The sequence below is a fragment of the Phyllobacterium sp. 1468 genome, from assembly GCF_031455525.1.
Classification (GTDB): domain Bacteria; phylum Pseudomonadota; class Alphaproteobacteria; order Rhizobiales; family Rhizobiaceae; genus Phyllobacterium.
In genome coordinates, this window is sequence record NZ_JAVDSX010000003.1 from 511384 (window position 1) to 537494 (window position 26111).

Here is a 26111-nt window from a genome sequence, read left to right on the forward strand (position 1 = left end):
TTAAGGGTAAAGCCTAGTCTTGCCCCAGTCACCTTCCGGCGTAGAACGGCTGAACACCACCCGGTCATGCAAGCGGAACGGCCGGTCATGCCAAAACTCGATCGACGTTGGACGAATGCGAAACCCCGACCAATAGTCGGGCCTGGGAATTTCACCGATAGGGTAACGAGCGGTATATTCGGCTACGGCCTTTTCCAGCGCAAACCGGCTTTCAAGGGGGCGAGATTGTTTTGACGCCCAGGCGCCAATACGACTTCCGCGAGGGCGCGTTGCATAGTAAGCGTCGGCCTCTTCTCTGCTGACGATCTCGACGGGCCCGCGGATGCGCACTTGACGACGAAGAGATTTCCAGTGAAAGCACATCGCGGCCTTCATGGAGCCCAAGATTTCCTGGCCTTTCTGGCTCTCGAAATTTGTATAGAAAACAAAGCCTTGGCTATCGAAGCCCTTAAGGAGTACCATGCGAACATCTGGCAATCCTTCATTGTCCACCGTTGCCAGCGCTACAGCATTGGGGTCATTGGGCTCGGTCGTGCCTGCCTCCGCCAGCCATTCATCGAAAAGCGCGAACGGCTCGGATTTCTCGGTGAAGTCACCTGTTGTTAACTTCATTTAATCCATAGTCCCATAGTCATTTCGGATTGACCTTGTTAAAGAGAGATATGTGTTTGGCGTTTCTACGATCTGATAGCAAGAAATTTGGTGCAAAAAAACAGCATTCGCACGGGCTTTATCCAGGCCTTGCCGCTGGCGTCGCGCTATGCTTGTTGTCCGGCTGCGCCATGAAGGATTTCAGCATCGAGAAGGCCGCTCCCGACCAGGCAACGGTAACAGGGTCGGTCGCTCCTGCACAACCTGTCGATACCAAAGGCTCGTCGGATCAATTGACAGTGCGCAACATCGTTTCGGCGTTGAATTTCACCCAGTGGGGCAACAAGCCGGTTCCTTGGTCGAATCCCGAGACGGGTAGCCAAGGTACGATAACGACCATTGCTGAAAAGAAAGACGACGCCGGTCTTTGCCGCGAATTCCAGACTTCGCGCGAGTCATTTGACGGGGTCATGATTTACAAGGGCGAGACCTGCATGCAAAATGGCGGGCAGTGGACGTTGAAATCCTTCGCGCCTATGTAGCACATTGAAGAATCTGGGCCATTTTTCAACTTTTTCGTCTCAAATATCTGGAATTTCTTCCTATTCGTGAGCATATAGCAGCGGAATCCCAAGACATCTCGCTCCGTTGCGAAGAAAGGCAGACACATGCGCGATCCCTATAGCGTGTTGGGCGTCGCCAAGACGGCGAAGCCCGAGGAAATTAAATCGGCGTTTCGCAAACTCGCCAAGAAATATCATCCCGACCAGAATCAGGATGACCCGAAGGCGCAGGCAAATTTCTCCGAAATCAATCAGGCATACGAAATCGTCGGTGACAAGGAACGTCGCGGCCAGTTTGACCGGGGAGAGATCGATGCCGAAGGCAAGCAGCGCGCCCCGCAAGGGTTTGAAGGTTACTCGAGCGCCGGCGGTGACCCGTTTGCGGGTTTTGGCGGCGGGCGCCGTCCTGGCGGTTTCGAGTTCCGTAGCGGCGGTGCTTCTGGCCTTGGTGCCGAAGACATATTAAGCAGCCTGTTTGGCGAGACAGGCGGCATGGGCGGTTTTGGCGGGGCCACGCGTCGCGCCGGGCCACGCAAAGGTGCCGACCTGCAGGCAACGATAGATATCAGCCTTGAGCAGGCAGCGGGCGCCGAAAAGGTCGAAGCAATATTTCCCAACGGCAAAAGGCTTGCGATCAAACTGCCCGCACAGGTGGAAAACGGTCAAACGATTCGCTTGAAAGGGCAGGGAGAAGCTGTTCCTGGGGGCACTGCAGGTGATGCTTTAGTCACAGTGCGGTTCAAACCGCATCCGAAATTTCGGGTCGAGGGAAGGGATCTGCATGTCGAACTTCCGGTTTCGTTGAGAGACGCTGCCCTGGGTTCGCGGCAGGAAGTCGAAACCCTCAATGGCCGTGTAGCGGTCAAAGTCGCGCCGTGGACCAGTTCCGACAGGGTTTTACGCCTGAAAGGCAAGGGTTTGCCAAAGAAGCCGGATGGCCATGGCGATCTGTTCGCTCACGTTCGCATCATGTTGCCGGAACATGGGGATCCAGCTTTGGAAGCCTTTTTACGCGATTCCAGCCGTTGAAAATCCAAAACCAGATTAGATACCGCGCTTGAAGCCCGGCGCGGGCTGTGCGATACCCCACATCAATCATAAGTCTCATGAAGGGTTGGTATATGACCGCCAAAACTGGTTTGATGCAGGGTAAACGCGGCCTTATAATGGGTGTCGCCAACAATCGGTCGATTGCCTGGGGCATTGCCAAGGCAGCGCACGACGCAGGTGCCGAACTCGCATTTACCTATCAGGGCGATGCTTTGAAAAAGCGCGTCGAGCCCCTAGCACAGGAACTCGGCGCTTTTTTATGCGGACATTGTGATGTTTCCGATGCGTCGACCATCGACGCATGCTTTGCTGCGCTCGAGCAGCATTGGGGCAAGATCGATTTCCTGGTTCATGCGATCGGTTTCTCCGACAAGGATGAACTTACAGGTCGCTACGTCGACACATCGGAAGCCAATTTTACGAAGACGATGCTGATTTCCGTCTTTTCGCTCACAGCGGTTGCCAAGCGGGCGGAAAAGCTGATGACGGATGGCGGCTCCATCCTCACTCTGACCTACTACGGTGCAGAAAAGGTCATGCCGAACTACAATGTCATGGGCGTTGCCAAGGCAGCGCTTGAGGCGAGTGTCAAATATCTGGCTGTCGACCTCGGCCCGGACAATATTCGGGTCAACGCGATTTCCGCGGGTCCGATCAAAACCCTTGCCGCATCCGGCATCGGTGATTTTCGCTACATCCTGAAATGGAACGAGTACAACGCACCGTTGCGGCGTACCGTGACGATCGAGGAAGTTGGCGACGCGGGCCTCTATTTCCTTTCCGACTTATCGCGTTCCGTCACGGGCGAGATCCATCACGCTGATAGCGGGTATCATGTCGTAGGAATGAAAGCAGTCGACGCACCGGATATTTCTGTCGTCAAGGATTGAAGTTCAAGTGATTCTGCCCGGCTCGGTGATCTACTTTTCGCGTCATGGCGAGACGGACTGGAACGTCGCCGAACGAATTCAGGGTCAGGCAGATGTCGATATGAATGTGCGCGGCCGTGCCCAGGCCGATCGCAATGGCGATCTGCTGAAATCATTGATCGGCGATGGGGCAGGCTTCGAATTCGTTGCCAGTCCTTTGCGTCGCACGCGCGATACGATGGAGCGAATCCGTACCCGCATGGGTCTCGATCCCAAAGACTACCATACCGATCCACGCCTGATGGAGGTGAGTTTCGGAGATTGGCAGGGCTTCATGATTGAAGATATCGCGGCCAAGACGCCCGAGCTTGTCGAAGAACGGGGGCGGGACAAGTGGAATTTCGTCCCACCGGGACATAGCGCCGAAAGCTATGCGGCATTGAGCGTCCGTGTTGCGAGTTGGTTAGCCGAGGTAAAGGGACCCACGGTTTGCGTAACCCATGGCGGTTGCCTGAGAACGATATTCCGTATGGTCGAGAAACTCGACGGCCACGATGCTGCCAATCTTCCAATCACCCAGGATCAGCTTCTGCGCCTCGAGAATGGTCACCTTACCTGGCTGTAGCTATTCAGTAGTCTCTTCGATGTCGGTGATGTAGCGTTCTTTGTTGACCACGTCGAACATCAACGTAACCTTCATACCCTGCTCGATGACGCTCAGGTCGAATTCGCCGGGCAATTTATAGACTTTGCCATCGTCGAGGGTAATAGTCGAATTGTCTTCATCGATCTTGGTGATTGTACCTTGCGCATCGTCCGCAAGAGCGCCAACCGGAAGCAGAGAGGCGATGAACATGAACGTTGCTACGATGAAGCGCATTTGAATTCCCCGTTATCAAATCTGTATGCCGGTCAATGACGCAAGTTAGAGCTTCCATTTGTGGCAAAACAATTGCTTTTTTCGTGTGGGATAAAGGAATTTCAACGGCGGGTTTGACCACAGGAGTAAACGCTCATAAAACCCCCTGACAAAACGTCGGGTACGCCTATGTCGCACAATACTTTCGGTCATCTTTTTCGCGTCACCACATGGGGTGAAAGCCATGGAATTGCGCTTGGATGCGTGGTCGATGGCTGCCCTCCGGGTATTTCCTTTACGGAAGCGGAAATCCAGTCGTATCTCGATAAGCGCAAGCCCGGGCAGTCGAAATACACGACGCAACGCCGTGAGCCTGATCAGGTCCGCGTGCTTTCCGGCGTTATGCTGCAAGATGACGGCCTCACCATGATCTCGACCGGGACGCCGATCTCGATGATGATCGAGAACACGGATCAACGCTCGAAGGATTACGGCGATATCGCGCGCCAGTACCGTCCGGGTCACGCCGATTACACCTATGACGTCAAATATGGGATCCGCGACTATCGGGGCGGGGGGCGTTCTTCGGCACGTGAAACGGCTGCGCGCGTTGCCGCCGGCGCCATAGCGCGCAAGGTGGTGCCCGGTCTCGTTGTGCGTGGAGCGCTGGTGGGGATGGGAATACATGCCATAGACCGGGGCCGCTGGGATTGGGATGAGGTAAACAACAATCCATTCTTCACACCGGATCCGGGATCGGTCGACATATTCGCGGAGTATCTGGACGGCATTCGCAAGGCAGGGTCTTCCATTGGTGCTATTGTTGAAGTCGTGGCCGAGAACGTTCCTGCAGGTCTCGGTGCTCCGGTCTACGGGAAGCTTGATCAGGATATCGCCAGCTACCTCATGTCGATCAATGCCGTGAAAGGCGTAGAGATTGGCGATGGTTTCGACACCGCCAAACTGACCGGTGAAGAAAACGCTGACGAAATGCGCATGGGCAACGACGGAAAGCCAATTTTTCTGTCCAACCATGCCGGTGGAATTCTGGGCGGCATTTCCAGTGGCGCACCGGTCGTCGCGCGTTTTGCGGTCAAGCCGACGTCATCGATTTTGACGCCGCGCCGGAGCATTGATGCGGATGGAAATCAGGTCGATATCATGACCAAGGGCAGACATGACCCCTGTGTCGGTATCCGTGCCGTGCCGATCGGTGAAGCAATGGTGGCGTGCGCCATCGCAGATCATTATCTCAGACATCGCGGCCAGACCGGCCGTATCTAAGCAAAGGGACGCCCATATGGCCTACAATCAAAAACGGGTCGTCGATGCCCTACGCGCCTTCGAACGCGGTGAAATCGTGGTTGTCATGGACGATGACGGCCGCGAGAACGAAGGCGATCTGATCGTCGCCGCAGTTCACTGTACGCCCGAGAAGATGGCCTTCATCGTTCGCCATACTTCAGGCATAGTCTGCACGCCGATGACCCGCGAGCACGCAAAACGTCTGAATCTCGCGCCGATGGTTGCCGACAACGATGCTCCACATTCGACTGCATTTACTGTCACTGTCGACTACAAACATGGCACGACCACCGGTATTTCAGCGGAAGATCGCACGTTGACAGCCAGAAACCTTGCCAATCCAAATGCAGGTGCCATCGATTTCGTGCGTCCCGGTCATATTTTTCCGCTGGTGGCCCGTGAAGGGGGCGTACTGATGCGTTCCGGCCATACCGAGGCCGCTGTTGATCTTTGCAAGCTGGCCGGGCTGCCGCCTGTCGGTGTGATCTGCGAGTTGGTGAACGACGACGGTTCGGTCATGCGCGGCCCCCAGGTTGCAAGCTTTGCCGAAACTCATAAGCTGCATCAGGTAACAGTTGCCGATCTCATTGCCTATCGCCAGCGCAAGGAGACCCTGATCGAACGAATTGGTGAGTACGAGATCGATACCTGCGCCGGACGTGCCAAGGCAATAACCTACGCACTGCCTTGGGAGCCGATGCACCATGCCGCGATCGTCTATGGCGATATTCGGGATGGCGAGGATGTTCCTGTTCGCCTGCAGCGTGAAGATGTGCTGAGCGACGTATTCGGTGCCCGCAACACGCTTGACAGCATCATGAAGCGCATCGCCGAGGAAAAGCGCGGAGTTATTGTCTACCTGCGCGAAGGATCGGTCGGTGTTGGCCGGGATGACGACCGCAATCGTGCAGCATTGCAGGAGCGCGAAGTCCACGCGGAAGCGCGCGTGCGCGAAGAGGAATGGCGTCAGATTGGGCTTGGTGCCCAGATATTGAAGGATCTTGGCATCACGTCGATCCGTCTGTTGTCGTCGCGCGAACGGCACTATGTCGGGCTCGAAGGCTTTGGTATCCAGATCACCAAGACCGATATTATCTGAAGACCGGCTCTCGCTTGTTGCGAAGGCCGCTTCAAAATAGCAAGGAATGGTCGTTGGATTTGCTATAATCTCGCTGGATAGGTTCATCCAGCGAGGAGACTGCCATGACCGCTCCCCACCCTTCCAAAACACATATCGGCAATCATGAACTGCATCCTGAGACGCTGATGCTCAACTACGGCTACGACCCGGAACTGTCCGAGGGAGCTGTCAAACCACCGGTGTTCTTGACCTCGACCTTCGTATTCAAGTCCGCTGAAGAAGGCCGGGATTTCTTCGATTTTGTCTCTGGACGCAAAGAACCGCCGGCCGGTACGGCGGCTGGTCTGGTCTACTCGCGTTTTAATCATCCCAATAGCGAAATCGTTGAGGACCGGCTGGCTGTCTATGAGCGGACGGAAAGCTGTGCGGTTTTTTCCTCGGGAATGTCGGCGATTGCCACGACACTGTTTGCCTTCGTCCGTCCTGGCGACTCGATCCTGCACTCGCAGCCGCTCTATGGCGGCACCGAAACGCTGCTCGCCAAGACGTTCCTCAACATGGGCATTACAGCGGTCGGCTTCGCTGATGGTGTGAACGAAGCTTCGGTACAAGCTGCCGCTGACCAGGCGATGCAGAAGGGCCGGGTCTCCGTGATCCTGATCGAAACGCCCGCCAATCCAACGAACAGCCTGGTTGATGTGGCAATGATCCGCCGTATCGCCGAGGCAATTGGGGAAAAGCAGGGTCACCGTCCGATTATCGCCTGCGACAACACTTTGCTTGGACCGGTATTCCAGCGGCCCATCGAACATGGCGCGGATATCTCCCTGTATTCGCTGACAAAATATGTTGGCGGCCACTCCGATTTGATTGCCGGAGCGGCGCTCGGATCAAGAGCCGTGATGAAACAGGTCAAAGCGCTGCGTGGCGCGATCGGCACGCAACTCGATCCGCATTCCTGCTGGATGCTCGGGCGCTCTCTCGAAACGCTTAGCATCCGCATGGAAAAGGCCGACAATAATGCCTTGGCAATTGCCAATTTCCTTCGCGATCATCCGAAGGTCGAGAAAATACACTATCTGCCATATCACGATGCATCTTCACCCCTGGGTAAAACGTTTGCCGCACAATGCACCGGAGCTGGCTCGACTTTCTCATTCGACATCGTGGGTGGACAACCGGCCGCCTTCAAATTCCTCAATGCATTGCAGATATTGAAACTGGCCGTGAGCCTTGGGGGTACGGAATCGCTGGCCAGCCATCCAGCGACAATGACTCATTCGGGCGTCCCCATCGACGTGCGCCAGCGCATTGGCGTGCTGGATTCAACAATCAGGTTGTCGATCGGTATCGAACATCCGGATGACTTGATTGCCGATCTGACCCAAGCCCTGAGCATAGCTTGACCGTCAATATGTGCGGTAAAATTCGCTGACTTGTCACTTGTGCAACAGCGGGTAGCTGGTGCAATTTGAACGTGACCGCCTGGTCACGCTCATGCCCTTTTGCTGTTGCAGAAAGCTTTCATGGTAACCCGTCTTTATTCGCACCCGATTTATCTGGAACATCTGACACCTCCAGGGCATCCTGAACGGCCGGATCGATTGCGCGCGCTCAATAAGGTGCTGGAGGATAGCACGTTCGATGCACTGGATCGCGTCCAGGCACCAATGGGCGACGAAACAACGATCCTTTATGCGCATCCCCAAACGTTTATTGAACGTGTTCGGGATACCATACCTGAAGAAGGGCTGACCCGAGTCGATTCGGATACGACTGTGAGCCCTAAAAGCTGGGAAGCGGTGTTGACCGCAATCGGCGCCGCCAATGCCGCTGTAGATGACGTGTTTTCTGGCGTCGCGGACAATGTCTTCGTAGCTTCACGGCCCCCCGGCCACCACGCAGAGCGGGACAAAGCCATGGGCTTTTGTCTCTTCAACAGCGCCGCGATCGCCGCCAGGCACGCGCAGAGGTCTCATGGGGTCGAACGCGTTGCAATCGTCGATTGGGACGTGCATCACGGCAATGGCACGCAGGACATTTTCTGGGATGATCCGTCGGTGCTTTATTGTTCGACGCATCAGATGCCGCTCTATCCCGGTACCGGAGCCAAGGATGAAACTGGTGCTGGTAATATCATCAATGCGCCTCTTAGCCCACAGACTGGCAGCGACCATTTCAGAGAAGCCTTCAATACGCGTATTCTCCCTGCTATCGATGAATTTCGGCCGGAGCTGATTATTGTTTCTGCCGGCTTCGATGCCCATCACCGTGACCCGCTGGCGGAAATAAATCTGAACGAGAACGATTTTGACTGGGCGACTGGCGCCCTGATGGAAAGAGCTGGGAGCTATGCGTCAAACCGCCTTGTCAGCCTTCTGGAAGGCGGCTACGACCTCAGGGGTATGTCGCTCTCGGCGGGCGCGCACATAAGACGATTGATGGGAGGATGAAACATGGCCGATGTACAGAACAATTCCGATATCGCTGCCATGAGCTTCGAGCAGGCCCTCGATCAGCTGGAAAAAATAGTCGATGACCTGGAACGTGGTGATGTGCCGCTTGAACAGTCGATCCGGATCTATGAGCGGGGCGAAGCTCTCAAGAAACATTGCGATACTCTCTTGAGCGCCGCTGAAGACAAGGTGCAGAAAATCCGTCTTGGCCGTAACGGTGAACCTGTCGGCACAGAATCGCTCGATCCCGAGTGACGCACAGCAGCGCTGTTCAGCATCGCGATGAGCCGCTATGCTAGCGCCCTGACCCCTTCGGAGTAGCGCGCATGAGTTTTTCCCCCTGCCCAGATCCCAAGATAGGTGACTTGGTAGCAATCGATGCAATCGAGACGCTGATTATCCCGCGCACCAGCGATATTGGCGGCCTCGAAGTTAGGCGTGCCTTGCCGAGCGCCAAGCGCCGCCTTGTTGGTCCCTTTATTTTCTTCGACCGGATGGGCCCGGCGATCCTTCGCCCGACTGATGCCCTTGATGTGCGACCGCATCCGCATATCGGCCTTTCGACCGTGACCTATCTTTTCGACGGGAACATACGCCACCGCGACAGCCTCGGCACGGAGATGGTCATCAAACCTGGCGACGTCAATCTCATGACGGCGGGCCGCGGAATCGTTCACTCAGAACGTTCACCGGAGGAGCTGCGGACCGAGCCGTTGCCGATTTCGGGGCTGCAGACCTGGCTCGCGCTGCCAGATCATCTGGAGGAAATCAACCCGGCCTTTGCCAATACAGGCGTAGGTGAACTGCCGGTCCTGCGGGACGCAGGCATGGAGGCACGGATCGTCATGGGCAAGTTCCATGGCGCCGGTTCTCCCGTCAAACAGCACGCGGAAACGCTTTACGTAGACATTCGGCTTGATCCCGGAAGCCATATTCAGTTGCCTGCCAATATTGCTGAGGAGCGGGCCATCTATACGCTGGACGGCTCGGTAGAAGTTGCAGGCGAGAACTTCCCGGCGGATCGTCTACTGGTGTTCCGCGCCGGTGACGAGATCATTGTCCATGCAGCGCAAGGCGCACACTTCATGCTGTTTGGAGGTGCTGCTCTGCCATCCAAGCGCTATATCTGGTGGAATTTCGTCTCTTCATCCCAAGAGCGGATCGAGCAGGCGAAAGAAGAATGGCGCACGGGCCGTTTCGATATCGTTCCTGGAGACGAGGAAGAATTCATACCGCTGCCCGAAAATCGACCCATGGAGCGGTAAGCTCCGCTTCTTGCTGGTCGGCTGGTTTTCCTTTAGGGAACGGTAAGAATTGAGCTTGGAATTGGAACCTGCGCTTTGGCCAAGAATTTTGAAACACCCCTGCTTGATCGCGTTAAAGTTCCTTTGGATTTGCGCCAACTGCCGGAATCCGATCTGCCTCAACTGACGCAGGAACTGCGCATCGAACTGATCGATGCGGTTTCGACCACGGGCGGCCATCTCGGCGCCGGGCTTGGTGTCGTTGAACTAACCGTTGCACTCCATCATGTTTTCGATACGCCGCATGACCGGATCATCTGGGACGTCGGCCATCAGGCTTATCCGCACAAGATATTAACCGGCCGGCGGGACCGTATCCGCACTCTGCGGCAGGAAGGCGGGCTTTCCGGATTTACCAAGCGCAGCGAAAGCGAGTACGACCCCTTCGGCGCTGCCCATTCGTCCACGTCCATTTCCGCAGGCCTCGGAATGGCGGTTGCCAGCGATCTTTCTGGCACGAAGCGCAACGTGATTTCGGTGATAGGCGACGGCGCGATGTCGGCAGGCATGGCCTATGAGGCGATGAACAATGCTGGAGCTCTCGATGCTCGTCTCATTGTCATTCTCAACGATAACGATATGTCGATTGCACCTCCTACTGGCGCTATGAGCGCTTACCTGGCGCGCCTTGTTTCCGGGCGCGCTTACCGTTCATTTCGCGAAACCGCCAAGCAGCTTGCCAAAAAACTACCGAAATTCCTGCAGGAAAAGGCGCGCCTTTCGGAAGAATATGCCCGCGGGTTCTGGACCGGCGGAACCATGTTCGAAGAGCTCGGCTTCTACTATGTCGGACCGATCGATGGACACAATCTCGATCATCTGCTGCCCGTATTGAAGAATGTCCGGGATACGATGAACGGCCCGGTTCTGATCCATGTCGTTACCCAGAAGGGTAAGGGTTACGCTCCGGCGGAAGCGGCCGCGGACAAGTATCATGGTGTCAACAAATTCGACGTCATTACCGGAGCACAGGCGAAACCGCCCGCCAACGCGCCAAGTTATACGAAGGTCTTTGCCACGAGCCTGATCGAGGAAGCGCGCCACGACGACAGGATCGTTGCCATAACAGCAGCGATGCCGGGCGGAACCGGGCTAGACCTTTTTGGAGAGGTTTTTCCCGAACGTACCTTCGATGTCGGTATCGCGGAACAGCACGCCGTAACATTCGCAGCAGGTCTGGCAAGCGAAGGGTTAAAGCCGTTTGCCGCGATCTATTCGACGTTTCTCCAACGTGGTTATGACCAGGTGGTGCATGATGTCTCTCTGCAGAACTTGCCGGTACGTTTTCCCATAGATCGGGCTGGGCTGGTTGGTGCTGACGGCGCGACCCATGCAGGCTCTTTCGATACGGGGTTCCTGGCTGCGTTGCCGGGCTTCGTCGTCATGGCCGCATCTGATGAGGCCGAGTTGCGCCATATGGTGCGAACGGCGGCCGAGTATGATGAAGGGCCGATCTCGTTTCGCTATCCTCGCGGTGACGGTGTCGGTATCGATTTGCCTGAGCGGGGACAGGTTCTACAGATTGGCAAAGGCCGGGTTCTCCGTGAAGGGTCGACGATTGCATTGCTCTCTCTTGGCACCCGCCTGCAAGAATGTTTGGCTGCCGCAGAAGAGTTGGATGCAGCGGGACTTTCGACAACCGTTGCCGATGCACGATTTGCCAAGCCATTGGACGAGGATTTGATTCGTCGTCTGGCGCGTGAGCACGAGGTCTTCATTACGGTGGAAGAGGGTGCAATCGGGGGCTTCGCCTCCCACGTTCTACATTTCCTCAGCCGGGACGGCCTCCTGGACAACGGGCTCCGTGTTCGCACGTTGACGTTGCCAGACCTCTACCTCGACCATGCCAAACCGGAAGCGCTTTACGTGCGTGCCGGTCTAGATAGTACCGGCATCGTCCGAACGGTGTTTGCTGCGCTTGGGCGCGACCATATGGTTGCACCCGTCCGTGCATGAGACAGGCCGATGCGTCTAGATCAGCTTCTGGTGGCAAGGGGGCTGTTTGCCACCCGATCTCGAGCACGTGATGCCATTTTACGCGGAACCGTGCGGGTGGATGGCGCTGTCGTCACCAAACCCGGTGCAATCACCGGCGAAAGAGTCTTGGTCAGCGTTGATGACCCGGCAAGCCCCTATGTGTCGCGCGCTGCTCTGAAGCTTATTGCCGGTCTTGATCATTTTGCCATCGATGTGAAAGGTTGCACTGCTCTCGACATTGGTGCGTCGACGGGTGGGTTCACGCAGGTCCTGCTGGAAAGAGGCGTAGACCACGTCATTGCCGTCGACGTTGGCCATGGCCAGTTGCACGACAGTTTGCGCCGCAATGCGCGCGTCAGCAACATCGAGACTTTGAATGCGCGGGATCTCTTGCGCAAACATCTGAGCGGGAAATCGGTCGATCTCGTCGTCTCCGACGTCAGCTTCATTTCATTAAAACTTGCGCTGCCACCGGCCCTGGATCTGGCAGAGCCCGGCAGCCGCTGCGTTCTGCTAGTCAAGCCGCAGTTCGAGGCCGGGCGCGAAGCCATCGGGAAAGGTGGCATTTTGCGCGATCCGAAGGATGGTGAACGCGTCGCAAATGATCTAAGGAACTGGTTGGATGGATTGCCGGGCTGGAAAGCCCTTGGGTACTGCCCTTCGCCCATAGAGGGCGGCGATGGCAATCGCGAGTTTCTGCTGACCGGCCTGAAAGCCACGACTGAGAAGTAAAATCTTATGAGTACCCGAGTAACGATCGAACGGATGGGCGCCGGCGGCGACGGCATAGCCTCCACTTCGGCGGGAAGCGCCTATGTGCCGTTTTCGTTGCCCGGCGAGATTGCCAATGTGGCGCTGGAGAATGGCCGTGCTACGCTTGTGGCGCTGTTGCAACCGTCACCCGAGCGAATTGCGCCCGCCTGCCGCCACTTTGAGGAGTGCGGAGGGTGCACTTTGCAGCATTGGCAGGACAGCGCGTACCGTGATTGGAAAAGATCACTCGTCCACGACGCGCTCGCGGGCAGGGGGTTTGCGTTCACGCTCGATCCGCTTGTGCCGTGTACGCCGCAGACCCGGCGCCGTGCAGTCTTTGCCGTCCGCACGAGTGAGAGGGGTGCCGTACTCGGTTTCAACAAACATCTCAGTCACGAACTGATAGATATTGTGGAATGTCCAGTAACAGTGCCGGAAATCGTTTCGCGTCTTGGCGACCTCCGGGAACTGGTTGCGGTTCTTGGTGGCGGCATGAAACCCTTCAAGCTGACAGTCACGTCGACGGCTTCAGGCCTGGATATCATGGCGTCAGGATGTGGCGCACCCGACGCCGCCAAACGTCAGGCGCTGACGGCGCTGGTTGTCAAAAAGGATTTTGCCCGACTGAGCTTTGAAGGCGAAATCATCGTCGAGCCACGAAAGCCAATGGTTCATTTTGGCAAAGTTCCAGTAATGCTGCCCGCCGGTGGATTTCTCCAGGCGACCCTGGAGGCTGAGATCGCCATGTCTGCATTGGTGACTGGGCATCTGGCCAAGGCCAAGAAGACGATCGACCTCTTCAGTGGGTCGGGCACCTTCACATTCAGGATGGCAGAGAAATCAGCAGTCCATGCCGTCGAGGGCGACCAGGCCGCGGTTGATGCGATGGATCGCAGCGTCCGGCATGTTCAGGGTCTCAAACCGGTTACGGTGGAGCGGCGTGATTTGTTCCGGCGGCCTTTCCTGGCAAGAGAACTCAAGCCGTATGCTGGTCTCGTCTTTGACCCGCCGCGTGCTGGCGCAGAAGCACAGGCAATCGAAATCGCGAAATCCACCGTGCCGAAAGTTGTGGCGATCTCGTGCAATCCCATCACCCTCGGTCGCGACCTGAGCATCCTCGTCAAAAGTGGTTATAAAATCGACCGCGTCGTGCCAATCGATCAGTTTCTCTGGTCATCGCACGTGGAAGTTGTGGCTTTGCTCAGCAAAAAATAGCGACCTACGGTTAGACCGCCGTCCCGCCTACGGTCATCTGATCCATACGCAGATGTGGTTGGCCGACACCCACGGGCACCCATTGACCGCCCTTGCCGCAATTGCCGATGCCCGTATCGAGCTGCAGGTCGTTGCCGATCATTGAGATGCGTTGCATCGCGTCGGGCCCATTGCCGATCAGCATGGCGCCCTTGATGGGTGCACCGATCTTGCCATTCTCGATCATGTAGGCCTCCGTACAGCCAAACACGAATTTGCCGGAGGTGATGTCCACCTGGCCACCACCGAAGGAAACGGCATAGATTCCGTTCTTAACCGAGGCGATGATTTCTTCGGGCGTCTTGTCGCCGCCAAGCATATATGTGTTGGTCATGCGCGGCATCGGTGCATGGGCGTAAGATTCGCGCCGTCCGTTGCCGGTTGGCTCCATGCCCATCAGGCGTGCGTTTTGCCGATCCTGCATGTAACCGACCAGAATGCCATCATCGATCAACACAGTCTTGTTGGTTGGCATGCCCTCGTCGTCGACAGTCAGTGAGCCCCGCCGTTCGGAGATGGTGCCGTCATCAACCACGGTAACGCCCTTCGATGCCACCTTCTGGCCGAGCAAACCGGCAAAGGCAGACGTTTTCTTCCGGTTGAAATCGCCTTCAAGACCGTGGCCAACCGCTTCGTGAAGCATCACGCCTGGCCAGCCACTGGAAAGGACGATGTCGAATGTGCCAGCGGGGGCGGGGATTGCTTCGAGATTTACCAGTGCCTGTCGAAGCGCTTCATCGGCAGCATATTGCCATTTATCTGCGACGATGAATTCGCCGAAGCCCTTGCGGCCGCCGGCACCATACGTACCGCTTTCCTGCCGGTCACCATCGCCGACTACAACCGACACGTTGAGCCGAACCATCGGGCGAACATCGCGCACAAAATGTCCATCAGCACGCAGAATTTCCACCTGCTGCCATGAAGCCGCAAGCGAGACCGAAACCTGCCGCACCTTCGGATCCTTTGCCCGAAGATAGCCATCAATCTCCTGAAGGAGTTTCACTTTCGCCTCAAAACTGGGAGAGCCAAGCGGATTTTCGTCGCTGTAGAGACTGCGGTTTGTTCCGGGTGGTGCGGCGGTATAAGTTCCGGCGTAGCCAGTCCTTACCGCCGAAGCTGCATCCGAGGCACGCTTCAAGGCGCCTAGAGACAACTCGCCCGCATGCGCATAACCGACCGAATCACCGGCCACGGCGCGCAGGCCAAAACCTTGATCCTGGTTGAATGAACCGTTTTTAAGCCGGCCATTGTCAAAGGCGAGCCCCTCTGATTCTCTGTATTCGATGAAGAGTTCGCCATCATCCGCCCCGTCGAGACTCTGCTTGACGGTTTCGAGGATTTTGTCGCGCGGCGCATCAAAACTGTCGATGAGACTTTTCATGGGAATGGGTCCGGTTCAAATGGTGTGAACGGGATGTAGGCCTTCACAGCCCTTTCGACAACCGCAAACTCCCTCGAAACTTATGGAAGTGCGTCAAAACCCTCGCCAAACCCATTAAGTTCGACCGGAATGCCGATGCCTTCCTCCGGTGTCTGGAAGACGATGAATGTCGCCGCCTTGCCGGTCTTTAGCGTCTGGACAAGCTGATCTTCCAGGATGACCTCGGCATAGCAACCATCCTCGAAGCAACGAACGAAGTAAGCGCGGCCGATATCCTTACCGTCCACATTGAGGCCAAGGCCGTTGGGCAGGAGTACACCGAGGGGGGCAAGGACGCGCAAGATCTTGGCCTTGTTGTCCGCAGTTTTCAACACGACGACGGAGAGGCCCATTTCCGGACGATCCGCCGCGACGACGTTCTGAATCAGCGCGCATTGTTCCGATTTGGCACCTGCCGGCGTGTCGCAGAGAATCGACCATGCGCCATGGGTGGACTTGACTGTGCCGCTCTGCTGCGCAGCCATTGCGGCACCCGCAACGGCAGTCATTGACAGGGCAAGCAGACCGGCAGCGATGCTGCGTAGCGCGAAAAAGGACATGTAGACTCCAAAGCGAATCATCCAGACGTTAAACCGCTCCGCCCCGGATGAAAAGAATGCCGCTCAAACGCTCCCCAGCATAGCGCGGCTAATGAGATGTGGTGTAGCCGAAAAATGGCCGGATTGTGAGCCCAATGGCCCTGTATGCCGCAAAACAGCTGCAAGAACGAAAAAACTGCTGCTTCGAGCGGTCTGGGGCTTGCGGCTGGAAAGCCGCGCGCAAAAATGCCGCATGAGATCACGTTCGCCTTCCTTGCGATGTAAGCTAATGTGTGGTTTGAACGCGCCATACATCGGGCCATCACGCTGCCCAGTCTTATTCTATGGAATCAATGCTTCATTCGGGAGATTTCTAGGTGAAGAAGAATATTGTCACGCTGATGGGTATCCTGAGTGGCCTGCTCGGTGCCGGCACTGCTTATGCAGCCCAGCCGGAGCCTTGGCAAATGACTTTCCAACCAGCCGCCTCTGCCATTATGGAGCAGATCGAATGGTTTGAACGCTATACATTGTGGTTCATCGTTCCCATTACGCTTTTCGTGATGGCGCTGCTGGCCTGGGTGATGTATCGCTATCGTGCCAGTGCCAATCCGGTGCCGTCAAAAACCAGCCACAATACGGCGGTTGAGATTATCTGGACCGTAGGCCCCGTCGTCATTCTTCTCTTCCTGGCAATTCCCTCCTTCCAGTTGCTGACGGCGCAGTATTCGCCCGAAGAGCCGAAGCTGACGATCAAGGCCACTGGCTATCAATGGTATTGGGGTTACGAATATCAGGCGGGCGAAGCCCCAGTTTCATTCGACTCCGTCATGTTGAAAGAGACTGACCGTGCTGCGACCGGGAAGGAAGACAAAAATGCCTACCCGCGCCTGCTGGCGGTCGACAATGAAATGGTCGTCCCTGTCGATACGACCGTACGTCTGCTCGTCACCGGTGCTGACGTCATCCACTCGTTCTCCATGCCTGCCTTTGGCGTGAAGATGGATGCCGTTGCTGGCCGCAGCAACGAGACTTGGTTCAAGGCGAACAAGGAAGGCATGTACTACGGCCAGTGCTCGCAGATTTGCGGCAAGGATCACGCCTTCATGCCGATCGCGATCCATGTCGTTTCACAGGATCAGTACAATGCGTGGTTTGCTGCCGCCGGGAAAGATCTTCCGGGTGCCTACAAGACGCTGACCGCAGCAATTGACGCAGACAAGAATGTAAGCGTGGCTGGCAACTAAGCCGGCTTTACGCGATTTATTGAGGAACGGGAGCACTTTGATGGCAGGTTCTGCAGCTCACGAAGCACACGACGCCCACAAGCCTACAGGCTGGACGCGTTGGGTTTATTCGACCAATCACAAGGACATCGGTACGCTGTATCTGATCTTCGCGATCATAGCGGGCCTTATCGGTGGTTCGCTTTCGATCGCCATGCGCGCCGAGTTGCAACAGCCGGGCATTCAGATTTTCCACGGTCTGGCTTCCATGGTTTACGGCTTTGAAGGCGATGCGGCTATCGACGCCGGCAAGCAGATGTACAACGTGTTTTCGACCGCGCATGGTCTGATCATGATCTTCTTCATGGTCATGCCTGCACTGATCGGTGGTTTCGCCAACTGGATGGTTCCGATCATGATCGGTGCCCCGGACATGGCCTTCCCGCGCATGAATAACATTTCGTTCTGGCTTCTTCCGCCTGCACTCCTCTTGTTGATACTGTCGATGTTCGTTCCGGGTCCTGCCGGTGGCTTCGGCACGGGCGGTGGCTGGACGATCTATCCGCCATACTCGACATCAGGTCAGCCTGGCCCGGCGATGGATTTTGCCATTCTCGCGCTTCACATCGCCGGCGCGTCGTCGATCCTTGGTGCCATCAATTTCATTACTACGATCTTCAATATGCGCGCTCCAGGCATGACATTGCACAAGATGCCGCTGTTTGCCTGGTCGGTTTTGATCACTGCATTCCTGCTGTTGCTGGCGCTCCCGGTTTTGGCGGGTGGTATCACGATGCTTCTGACCGACCGCAACTTCGGCACGGCGTTCTTCGCGCCCGAAGGTGGCGGTGATCCAATCCTGTTCCAGCACCTGTTCTGGTTCTTCGGTCACCCTGAAGTTTACATCATGATTCTGCCGGCGTTTGGCATCATCAGTCACATCGTCTCGACATTCTCGCGTAAACCGATCTTCGGCTATCTCGGAATGGCCTACGCCATGGTTGCTATTGGTGTCGTCGGGTTTATCGTTTGGGCGCACCACATGTACACCGTGGGTCTGTCACTCGATACGCAGCGCTATTTCGTCTTCGCTACGATGGTCATCGCGGTTCCGACTGGCGTCAAGATCTTCTCCTGGATCGCCACAATGTGGGGTGGATCTATCGAGTTCAAGCCACCAATGGTCTGGGCGATCGGCTTTATCTTCCTCTTCACCGTTGGTGGTGTGACGGGCGTTCAGTTGGCAAATGCCGGTCTCGATCGTTCATTGCATGACACCTACTATGTGATTGCGCATTTCCACTACGTGCTGTCGCTGGGCGCAGTGTTCGGCATCTTCGCCGGCTGGTACTACTGGTTCCCGAAAATGACGGGCTACATGTACAATCATAAAATTGCCCACACGCACTTCTGGGTGATGTTCATTGGCGTCAATCTGGTTTTCTTCCCGCAGCATTTCCTTGGTCTCGCCGGCATGCCGCGCCGCTACATCGATTACCCGGATGCTTTTGCAGGCTGGAACGAAGTTTCGTCGATCGGTTCGTACATCTCAGGTGTTGGCGTTTTGATCTTCCTCTTCGGCGTATTCGAGGCATTCGCCAAGAAACGGGAGGCTGGAGCCAATCCTTGGGGTGCGGGCGCAACGACACTCGAATGGCAGCTGTCATCTCCCCCGCCATTCCACCAGTGGGAACAGCTCCCGCGCATCAAGTAAATACTGCAATGCCGGGACTACCACAGGTCCCGGCATTGTATAAAACAAGACGGATCAAATGGCACTAATTGAGAAAAACGCAAACCTTGATGCGAGCATTGGCCTCTCGGAAGCCAATGCGTCGGATTATATTGCGCTGCTCAAGCCACGCGTTATGTCCTTGGTCGTTTTTACCGGCTTTGTTGGAATGATGGCCGCCCCCGGCCAGATCAATCCTGTCTTGGCGGCGATTGCCATCCTCTGCATTGCCGTCGGGGCAGGTGCTTCAGGTGCGCTCAACATGTGGTACGATGCCGACATCGACGCCATTATGAAGCGCACCTCCAAGCGGCCGATCCCGGCCGGACGTATCTCGCGGGGCGAGGTGTTGACATTTGGTCTCCTGCTGTCGGCGTTTTCAGTCGTAACGCTTGGCCTCTTCGTCAATTTTCTCTCGGCATTTCTGCTGGCATTCACCATCTTCTTCTATGCTGTCATTTATACGATGTGGCTGAAGCGTTCGACGCCGCAGAACATCGTTATCGGAGGCGCAGCGGGTGCGTTTCCGCCCATGATCGGCTGGGCGGCGGTCACGAATTCTGTAAGCATGGAAAGCGTCGTCCTTTTTCTTATTATCTTCCTGTGGACGCCGCCGCATTTCTGGGCCCTGTCGCTCTTCATGTCGGATGACTATGAGAAGGCGAAAATCCCGATGATGCCTAATGTGGCGGGAGCCGCGTCGACGAAGTTTCAGATTTTTCTCTATACTTTGCTGGTAGCACCAGTTGGTGTCCTCCCGTGGATCATGGGATTTGCGGGACCAGGATATGGCCTGTTTGCCATTGCAATGGGCGGCGCCTTTCTTGCTTCGGCCTTCGCTGTGTGGCGTGCTCCAGTTGGCGACGCAATGTTGAAGCCTGCCAAGAAGATGTTCGCTTTCTCCATTTTCTATCTTTTCAGTTTATACGCGGTGCTCCTCGGCGAGATTCTCGTTCGTAAGGCATTTCTGGTGACTGGTGTTTGATATGAGCAATGAACTTGTAACGCTTACGGACAAGCAGAAGCGGGCACAGCGTAGCCGCTCCTTGGCGCTCGCGCTGGCGTTGGCCGCGTTTGTCATCGTTGTCTATGTCGGGACATGGGCCAAAATCGGGGCCAATCACTCTTCACAGATGGCACCCGTAACGAGGCCCGTGCAATGAGCGGCGGTGTACAGAAGCGCAAGGTTTCCGACCGGACGATTGCGATTTCTTGCCTGGCCTTCTTCTTTGGCATGGTTGGTATGGCATTTGCCGCCGTCCCGCTCTACGCCATGTTCTGCCAGGTTACCGGATATGGTGGCACGACCCAGCGCGTCGAACAAATGTCGGATACAATTCTCGACAAAAAAATCACCGTGCGGTTCGACGCCAATACATCCGGTGGTTTGCCTTGGCAGTTCGAGCCTGTTCAGCGGGAAGTCACGATGAATATCGGCGAAACCAAGCTGATCAAATACGAAGCGAAGAACATCCTCGATAAGCCGACTGCAGGGCGTGCGTCATTCAACGTGACACCGCAAGCCGCAGGTGCTTACTTCAACAAGGTCGAGTGCTTCTGCTTCACGGATACGGTCCTGAAGCCAGGGGACGATCTGGAAATGCCGGTCGTCTTTTTTGTCGATCCGGACATCGTCAATGCGCCTGAGCTGAAGGGCGTCAACACGATCACTTTGTCCTACACATTCTTCCCGATCCCTATGCCAGCACCCGTTGCTGCCAATACCGAGGTCAAGAAGAATGGTACATCGGGACAACTCTAAACTGCGCCGGCTTAGCCGGTGTCAAAACCAATGAACAGACCTTGCGAGGGTTAGAATGGCCGAGACGCACCAAAAGAACCACGATTACCACATCATCGATCCCAGCCCATGGCCATTTCTTGGCTCGGTTGGGGCGTTTGTTCTTGCGATCGGCGGCATCGCTTTCATGCGTTACCACGCGGGCGGCGAGCTTGTCCTTTTTCGCGCCAATCTCACAAACCCCTGGATCCTGCTTATAGGCGTGATGATTGTTCTCTATACGATGTACGGCTGGTGGTCCGACACAATCAAGGAAAGCAAGGAAGGTCATCACACCCGCGTTGTGTCGCTGCATCTGCGCTACGGAATGATCATGTTCATCGCCTCGGAAGTGATGTTCTTCGTTGCCTGGTTCTGGGCCTTCTTCGATGCCAGTCTTTTTCCCGGAGAAGCAGCGCAAGTAGCGCGGACCGCATTCACCGGCGGCGTATGGCCCCCGAAAGGTATTGAAGTTCTCGACCCCTTGCATCTGCCGCTTTACAATACGGTCATCCTGCTTTTGTCCGGCACGACCGTTACATGGGCGCACCATGCTCTGATCCACAATGATCGCAAAGGTTTGATCACCGGCCTGACGCTGACTGTCCTGCTTGGTCTGCTCTTCTCGTCGGTGCAGGCCTACGAATACATTCACGCTCCGTTTGCGTTCAAGGATTCGATCTACGGTGCAACGTTCTTCATGGCGACGGGTTTTCATGGTTTCCACGTCATCATCGGAACCATCTTCCTCGCTGTATGCTTGCTTCGTTCGCTCCGTGGCGACTTTACACCGACCAAACATTTCGGCTTCGAGGCTGCCGCCTGGTATTGGCACTTCGTTGACGTGGTTTGGCTTTTCCTGTTCTTCTCGATCTATGTATGGGCATCCTGGGGTGCTCCGATAGCAGTGGAATAAGCAAACCGGTCCAAAAATTTGCGGGCGGTCGTGGAAACACGGCCGCTCTCACTTTTTCAGCACAATCCTGCGCAAGCATCCGATAGAGTGATTTGAAGCTATTGGCTTCTACCTCCAGCATTGAGCGCACATGACAATGAGTGAAGATACGGCACTATATCCGCCAGTCGATCCGGTCACGGCTGGTATAAAGGCGCGCTGCCCCCGCTGTGGACAGGGTAAATTGTTCGATGGCTTTCTCGCACCGGCGAAGCGCTGTTCCAACTGTGGGTTGGACTATTCGTTCATCGACACGGGCGAAGGCCCTGCAGTTCTGGTGATGCTCTTGATCGGGTTCATTGTGGTCGGCCTTGCCCTCTGGATGGAGGTGACGCTCGATCCACCATTGTGGCTGCATTTTATCCTGTGGATACCCTTGGCTCTCGTGCTCTGCCTCACGGCGCTCCGCTGGATGAAGGGCATCCTGATAGCCTTGCAGTACAAGCATAAAGCCGCAGAGGGCCGGCTGGATACGCTGGATAGCCATGACTGACCGCTTGACAACACAACCAAATAACCGCTTCCCGTGGATAAAGGTCGTTCTTGGTGCTATCGTTTTCGCAGTCTTGATCGCCCTCGGGACCTGGCAGGTCGAACGCCTATACTGGAAGGAAGGCCTGCTGGCGGAGATAGATGCTCGAACGCATGCTAAGCCCGCATCACTTGCCGAAATCGAGAAAGTGTGGGCGATTGAAAAAGATGTCGACTACCGGACGGTGACAGTGACCGGCCGGCTGCTGAATGATCGTGAGCGTCACTATTTCGCGACCTACGACGGCACTTCGGGGTTTTATGTCTATACACCGCTTTTGCTTGACGATGGTCGAGCGGTCTTTGTCAATCGTGGCTTCGTTCCTTATGACAAGAAGAACTCCGTGACACGGCCCCAAGGCGAAGTTGAGGACCAGGTCGTGGTGACCGGCCTTGCGCGCAATCCGCTTTATGAAAAGCCTTCGTCCATCGTGCCGAATAACGACCTCATGACCAATATTTACTATTGGAAAGACCTGCCAACGATGGCGGGGCAGTCGGGCATTGCGCTTGGCAAGCTGGTTCCTTTTTTCATCGATGCCGACAAAACGCCAAATCCCGGGGGCCTACCGGTCGGCGGCGTAACGATCATCGATCTGCCAAACAGCCACCTCCAATACGCGGTAACCTGGTACGGCCTCGCCGCGACACTGCTTGTGGTCGCGGGAATTTCGCTTTGGCAACGAAACCATCCCAAAAATCCAAACGAGTCCGAGGTCAGCCAATCTGAGGCTTCGGACTTGACTTCGCGCTGATTGCCGCCCAATTCCAACAGCACTGCAACGCTTCGATGAGACACGACACAATGGCCGACAAGAAACCACTGACAATCCGCCTGTGCGGACCGCGCGGATTTTGCGCCGGTGTGGACCGCGCCATTCAGATCGTCGTTTTGGCATTGAAGAAATATGGGGCACCTGTCTACGTCCGCCATGAGATCGTGCATAACCGTTACGTCGTCGAAGGCTTGCAGGCTCGGGGAGCGGTTTTTGTCGAGGAGCTTGACGAAATTCCTCCCGAACATCGCAATCAGCCTGTGGTCTTTTCCGCGCACGGGGTGCCGAAGTCGGTCCCATCCGACGCGGAAAGCAAGAACCTTTTCTATCTGGATGCAACATGCCCGCTGGTTTCCAAGGTTCATAAGCAGGCGATGCGCCACCAGCGGCTCGGCCGCCATGTCATCCTCGTCGGTCACTCAGGCCATCCGGAAGTCATCGGTACGATGGGTCAATTGCCCGAAGGTGCGGTGACGCTGATCGAAACCATCGCCGATGCTGAGACCTATGTCCCCGAGGATCCCGCTAACCTCGGCTTTGTGACGCAGACAACACTTTCCGTCGACGATACTGCCGGAATCATCGCGACCCTGCAGCGTCGCTTCCCCGCGCTGACGGCACCAGCGGCAGAATCGATCTGCTACGCCACCACGAACCGCCAGGACGCTGTGAAAGCCGCGGCTCCAGGCTGCGACCTTTTTCTTGTCGTGGGAGCGCCGAACTCTTCCAATTCAAAGCGACTGGTTGAGGTCGCCGAACGGTCAGGGGCCTTACAATCCCTGCTGGTTCAACGAGCCGGCGACATCGACTGGAGCAGGGTCGGCAACATTTCGGTGGTCGGATTGTCCGCCGGCGCTTCAGCTCCGGAGATCATCGTCGACGAAATCATCCAGTCCTTTTCGGAGCGGTATGTCGTGTCGATCGAACTCGCGGAAACAACCATCGAGACCGAAAATTTCCATGTAATGCGCGACCTCCGCGATGTGGAACTGACGAGCGCCGATATGGCATTCGTCAACGGCAGCCGGTAAGAGCTAGCATATGGCCGTTTATACCGACATCAATGAAATCGACTTGGCGCATTTCCTAAAGGACTACGATATCGGCGAGCTGCTTTCATATAAGGGCATTGCCGAGGGCGTCGAAAACTCCAACTATCTGCTGCATACGAGCACCGGATCATACATTCTGACGCTGTACGAGAAACGTGTGAACAGCAACGATCTGCCGTTCTTTCTCGGTTTGATGCGCCATCTGGCGGGCAAGGGAATACGCTGTCCTCTGCCAGTGAACCAGAAGTCTGGATCAAGCATCGGCGAACTGGCTGGTCGGCCTGCTGCGATCGTAACTTTTCTCGAAGGCATGTGGATGCGCCGCCCGACCGTGCAACATTGCTTTGCCTTGGGCGAGGCAATGGCGAGGATGCACGTTGCGGGAGAGGATTTCCCCATGCGCCGCCCCAATGCGCTATCTGTAGAAGGCTGGCGGCCCCTATGGGATAATTCCAAGGCCAGTGCTGGTCGGGTTGAACCAGGCCTTGCCGAGGAGACCGAGGCAGATCTTGCCTTCTTCGAGTCAAACTGGCCGTCGCACTTGCCCTCGGGCGTGATCCATGCCGACCTTTTTCCAGACAACGTCTTCTTTTTGGGGAACAAGCTTTCAGGGCTAATCGATTTCTATTTCGCCTGTACCGATCTGCTTGCCTACGATGTGGCCGTTTGCCTGAACGCCTGGTGCTTTGAAAAGGATCATTCTTTCAATCTAACCAAGGGCACAGCCTTGCTTCGAGGTTACAATTCTGTTCGCCCGCTCTCGGTGGATGAAGCCGTAAGCTTGCCTGTCCTGGCGCGGGGTTCGGCACTGCGTTTCATGCTCACAAGATTGTATGATTGGCTCAACACGCCGGAAGGCAGCCTCGTCGTCAAAAAAGATCCGATGGAATATATCCGCCGGATGCGCTTTCACCGCCAGATCACGTCGGCAGAAGAATACGGGCTCATCCTGGAAGGGTCGAAAGTGTGAAGGAGATTCAAGCTTTTACCGATGGCGCTTGCTCCGGCAATCCAGGCCCGGGAGGCTGGGGTGCGGTTCTACGATGGAACGGCAATGAAAAGGAACTTTCGGGTGGAGAGGCGGACACGACCAACAACCGTATGGAGTTAATGGCGGCAATCTCGGCATTGAACGCCCTGAAGGAGCCTTGCCAGGTCGATCTTTACACGGATTCTGTCTATGTTCGCGACGGTATTTCTGGCTGGATTGAAGGCTGGAAGCGCAACGGCTGGAAGACTGCCGCCAAGAAGCCTGTGAAGAACGCGGAACTCTGGCAGGCGCTGGATGAGGCGCGCAAGCGTCACAAAGTGGTCTGGCATTGGGTCAAAGGGCATGCGGGCCATCCGGAGAACGAGCGTGCCGACGAACTCGCTCGTGCGGGTATGGCTCCTTTTAAACAAAAGCGAATACCGCAAGTTTAAGGATTACCATGACGGCGCGATTCCGCGCGATTGGCAGAACGCCTCCCATCAGAGAGGGGTTGTTTGGATTTGCACCCAGACTTATCCCCACTCCGATACGAGTTTGTCCTAAAGCTGATTGAGAATGGTAGCCGCGCTTGAGGTTACAGCCTGCCCGGGAGACTCTTCGATGTTGAGTTGCTTCACCACGCCGTCCTCAACGAGCATTGAATACCGCTTGGAGCGTATACCCATATTACCGGCGCCAAGATCGACATCGAGACCGACCGCCTTGGTGAAGGTGGCATTACCGTCGGAGAGATACTGAATTTTGCCCTCGCCATTCGTCGCCTTGGCCCAGGCGCCCATGACGTGCGGGTCATTGACGGCGACGACGACAATTGCGTCGATACCCTTCGCCAGAATTGCATCTCTGTTTTCAAGATAGCCCGGCAGATGGTTCATGCTGCAGGTCGGCGTAAATGCACCAGGAACAGCAAAGAGAACAATTCTCTTGCCCTTGAACAGCGCATCGGAGCGGACTTCGCTGACGCCCTCGTCCGATTTCGTCTTGAATACAGCGTCCGGCAAACGCTCGCCCACCTTGATCGTCATGAATAGCTCCCTTTGAGAT

At 56.0% G+C, this 26111-nt stretch carries 28 protein-coding genes and 1 pseudogene; 24 read left to right on the forward strand and 5 right to left on the reverse strand.

The features are described 5' to 3' along the window. Nucleotides 1-612, reverse strand: a complete 612-nt coding sequence (gene pdxH, locus J2X72_RS11625; protein WP_310072049.1) for a pyridoxamine 5'-phosphate oxidase — start codon at nucleotides 610-612, stop codon at nucleotides 1-3. A gap of 50 nt (nucleotides 613-662) precedes the next feature. Here pdxH and J2X72_RS11630 point away from each other — a divergent pair, with 50 nt between their 5' ends. From J2X72_RS11630 to J2X72_RS11645, 4 genes are all read left to right on the forward strand, one after another. Then, the gene (locus tag J2X72_RS11630) at nucleotides 663-1133 is read left to right on the forward strand and encodes an RT0821/Lpp0805 family surface protein (RefSeq protein ID WP_310072225.1); all 471 of its coding nucleotides are present in this window, start codon (nucleotides 663-665) and stop codon (nucleotides 1131-1133) included. A gap of 126 nt (nucleotides 1134-1259) precedes the next feature. Further along, the gene (locus J2X72_RS11635; RefSeq protein ID WP_310072052.1) at nucleotides 1260-2183 is read left to right on the forward strand and encodes a J domain-containing protein; all 924 of its coding nucleotides are present in this window, start codon (nucleotides 1260-1262) and stop codon (nucleotides 2181-2183) included. Between the two features lie 92 nt (nucleotides 2184-2275). Further along, nucleotides 2276-3094 carry an enoyl-ACP reductase FabI gene (gene fabI, locus J2X72_RS11640; protein WP_114432770.1) on the forward strand — a complete coding sequence of 273 codons (819 nt, stop codon included), beginning with the start codon at nucleotides 2276-2278 and terminating at the stop codon, nucleotides 3092-3094. Nucleotides 3095-3107: 13 nt separating this feature from the next. Then, nucleotides 3108-3698, forward strand: a complete 591-nt coding sequence (locus J2X72_RS11645) for a histidine phosphatase family protein (protein ID WP_310072227.1) — start codon at nucleotides 3108-3110, stop codon at nucleotides 3696-3698. On the opposite strand, the gene J2X72_RS11650 is transcribed toward J2X72_RS11645, so the two are convergent. Continuing rightward, nucleotides 3699-3953: a DUF1344 domain-containing protein gene (locus tag J2X72_RS11650; protein ID WP_209997721.1), complete on the reverse strand. Its 255-nt coding sequence runs from the start codon at nucleotides 3951-3953 to the stop codon at nucleotides 3699-3701. 168 nt (nucleotides 3954-4121) lie between these two features. Here J2X72_RS11650 and aroC point away from each other — a divergent pair, with 168 nt between their 5' ends. From aroC to J2X72_RS11695, 9 genes are all read left to right on the forward strand, one after another. After that, complete coding sequence (gene aroC, locus J2X72_RS11655; RefSeq protein WP_310072056.1) at nucleotides 4122-5216, forward strand: chorismate synthase; 1095 nt, start codon at nucleotides 4122-4124, stop codon at nucleotides 5214-5216. A 16-nt stretch (nucleotides 5217-5232) separates the two neighbouring features. Beyond that, complete coding sequence (gene ribB / locus J2X72_RS11660; RefSeq protein WP_112527301.1) at nucleotides 5233-6336, forward strand: 3,4-dihydroxy-2-butanone-4-phosphate synthase; 1104 nt, start codon at nucleotides 5233-5235, stop codon at nucleotides 6334-6336. Nucleotides 6337-6440: 104 nt separating this feature from the next. Beyond that, nucleotides 6441-7724: a cystathionine gamma-synthase family protein gene (locus J2X72_RS11665; protein ID WP_310072059.1), complete on the forward strand. Its 1284-nt coding sequence runs from the start codon at nucleotides 6441-6443 to the stop codon at nucleotides 7722-7724. A 120-nt stretch (nucleotides 7725-7844) separates the two neighbouring features. Further along, nucleotides 7845-8771 (forward strand): histone deacetylase family protein, encoded by a 927-nt coding sequence (locus J2X72_RS11670; protein ID WP_310072061.1) that lies wholly within the window; start codon nucleotides 7845-7847, stop codon nucleotides 8769-8771. Nucleotides 8772-8774: 3 nt separating this feature from the next. Then, nucleotides 8775-9029: an exodeoxyribonuclease VII small subunit gene (locus J2X72_RS11675; RefSeq protein WP_209997717.1), complete on the forward strand. Its 255-nt coding sequence runs from the start codon at nucleotides 8775-8777 to the stop codon at nucleotides 9027-9029. Nucleotides 9030-9100: 71 nt separating this feature from the next. Further along, a complete protein-coding gene (locus tag J2X72_RS11680) occupies nucleotides 9101-10039 on the forward strand; it encodes a pirin family protein (protein ID WP_310072067.1) in 939 nt (312 codons plus the stop codon). A gap of 75 nt (nucleotides 10040-10114) precedes the next feature. After that, nucleotides 10115-12034: a 1-deoxy-D-xylulose-5-phosphate synthase gene (dxs, locus tag J2X72_RS11685; protein WP_310072070.1), complete on the forward strand. Its 1920-nt coding sequence runs from the start codon at nucleotides 10115-10117 to the stop codon at nucleotides 12032-12034. A gap of 9 nt (nucleotides 12035-12043) precedes the next feature. Continuing rightward, nucleotides 12044-12787 carry a TlyA family RNA methyltransferase gene (locus tag J2X72_RS11690; RefSeq protein WP_209997714.1) on the forward strand — a complete coding sequence of 248 codons (744 nt, stop codon included), beginning with the start codon at nucleotides 12044-12046 and terminating at the stop codon, nucleotides 12785-12787. A gap of 6 nt (nucleotides 12788-12793) precedes the next feature. Continuing rightward, nucleotides 12794-14023: a class I SAM-dependent RNA methyltransferase gene (locus J2X72_RS11695; protein WP_310072072.1), complete on the forward strand. Its 1230-nt coding sequence runs from the start codon at nucleotides 12794-12796 to the stop codon at nucleotides 14021-14023. A 10-nt stretch (nucleotides 14024-14033) separates the two neighbouring features. Here the strand turns inward: J2X72_RS11695 and tldD are convergent, their stop codons facing one another. Further along, nucleotides 14034-15446 carry a metalloprotease TldD gene (gene tldD, locus J2X72_RS11700; protein WP_310072075.1) on the reverse strand — a complete coding sequence of 471 codons (1413 nt, stop codon included), beginning with the start codon at nucleotides 15444-15446 and terminating at the stop codon, nucleotides 14034-14036. 80 nt (nucleotides 15447-15526) lie between these two features. Then, nucleotides 15527-15961 (reverse strand): annotated as a pseudogene (locus J2X72_RS11705) (invasion associated locus B family protein); the annotation flags it as partial. Nucleotides 15962-16425: 464 nt separating this feature from the next. On the opposite strand from J2X72_RS11705, the gene coxB reads away from it, so the two are divergent. The 11 genes from coxB (at nucleotide 16426) to rnhA (ending at nucleotide 25498) form a co-directional block, all read left to right on the forward strand. Continuing rightward, nucleotides 16426-17271 carry a cytochrome c oxidase subunit II gene (coxB, locus tag J2X72_RS11710; RefSeq protein WP_209999638.1) on the forward strand — a complete coding sequence of 282 codons (846 nt, stop codon included), beginning with the start codon at nucleotides 16426-16428 and terminating at the stop codon, nucleotides 17269-17271. Between the two features lie 40 nt (nucleotides 17272-17311). Continuing rightward, a complete protein-coding gene (ctaD, locus tag J2X72_RS11715; RefSeq protein WP_114432781.1) occupies nucleotides 17312-18964 on the forward strand; it encodes a cytochrome c oxidase subunit I in 1653 nt (550 codons plus the stop codon). A gap of 58 nt (nucleotides 18965-19022) precedes the next feature. Next, entirely contained in the window at nucleotides 19023-19967 is a 945-nt protein-coding gene (cyoE, locus tag J2X72_RS11720; RefSeq protein ID WP_209997710.1) for a heme o synthase, read from the forward strand. 1 nt (nucleotide 19968) lies between these two features. Further along, on the forward strand, nucleotides 19969-20145 hold the full coding sequence (locus J2X72_RS11725; protein ID WP_310072080.1) for a hypothetical protein: 177 nt from the start codon (nucleotides 19969-19971) through the stop codon (nucleotides 20143-20145). Next, nucleotides 20142-20744: a cytochrome c oxidase assembly protein gene (locus J2X72_RS11730; RefSeq protein ID WP_310072082.1), complete on the forward strand. Its 603-nt coding sequence runs from the start codon at nucleotides 20142-20144 to the stop codon at nucleotides 20742-20744. The genes J2X72_RS11725 and J2X72_RS11730 overlap by 4 nt, the downstream gene beginning before the upstream one ends. A gap of 55 nt (nucleotides 20745-20799) precedes the next feature. Beyond that, nucleotides 20800-21678, forward strand: coding sequence for a cytochrome c oxidase subunit 3 (locus tag J2X72_RS11735; RefSeq protein WP_183661206.1), 879 nt, complete (start codon nucleotides 20800-20802; stop codon nucleotides 21676-21678). 136 nt (nucleotides 21679-21814) lie between these two features. Continuing rightward, a complete protein-coding gene (locus J2X72_RS11740) occupies nucleotides 21815-22210 on the forward strand; it encodes a DUF983 domain-containing protein (RefSeq protein ID WP_209999636.1) in 396 nt (131 codons plus the stop codon). Continuing rightward, nucleotides 22203-23003 (forward strand): SURF1 family protein, encoded by an 801-nt coding sequence (locus J2X72_RS11745; protein ID WP_310072084.1) that lies wholly within the window; start codon nucleotides 22203-22205, stop codon nucleotides 23001-23003. Before J2X72_RS11740 ends, J2X72_RS11745 begins: the two co-directional genes overlap by 8 nt. A gap of 50 nt (nucleotides 23004-23053) precedes the next feature. Next, the gene (gene ispH / locus J2X72_RS11750; protein ID WP_209997706.1) at nucleotides 23054-24055 is read left to right on the forward strand and encodes a 4-hydroxy-3-methylbut-2-enyl diphosphate reductase; all 1002 of its coding nucleotides are present in this window, start codon (nucleotides 23054-23056) and stop codon (nucleotides 24053-24055) included. A gap of 10 nt (nucleotides 24056-24065) precedes the next feature. After that, complete coding sequence (locus J2X72_RS11755) at nucleotides 24066-25046, forward strand: homoserine kinase (protein WP_310072086.1); 981 nt, start codon at nucleotides 24066-24068, stop codon at nucleotides 25044-25046. Beyond that, nucleotides 25043-25498 carry a ribonuclease HI gene (gene rnhA / locus J2X72_RS11760; protein WP_209997701.1) on the forward strand — a complete coding sequence of 152 codons (456 nt, stop codon included), beginning with the start codon at nucleotides 25043-25045 and terminating at the stop codon, nucleotides 25496-25498. Before J2X72_RS11755 ends, rnhA begins: the two co-directional genes overlap by 4 nt. A gap of 108 nt (nucleotides 25499-25606) precedes the next feature. On the opposite strand, the gene J2X72_RS11765 is transcribed toward rnhA, so the two are convergent. Beyond that, nucleotides 25607-26092 carry a peroxiredoxin gene (locus J2X72_RS11765; RefSeq protein WP_209997698.1) on the reverse strand — a complete coding sequence of 162 codons (486 nt, stop codon included), beginning with the start codon at nucleotides 26090-26092 and terminating at the stop codon, nucleotides 25607-25609. Between the last annotated feature and the right edge of the window lie 19 nt (nucleotides 26093-26111).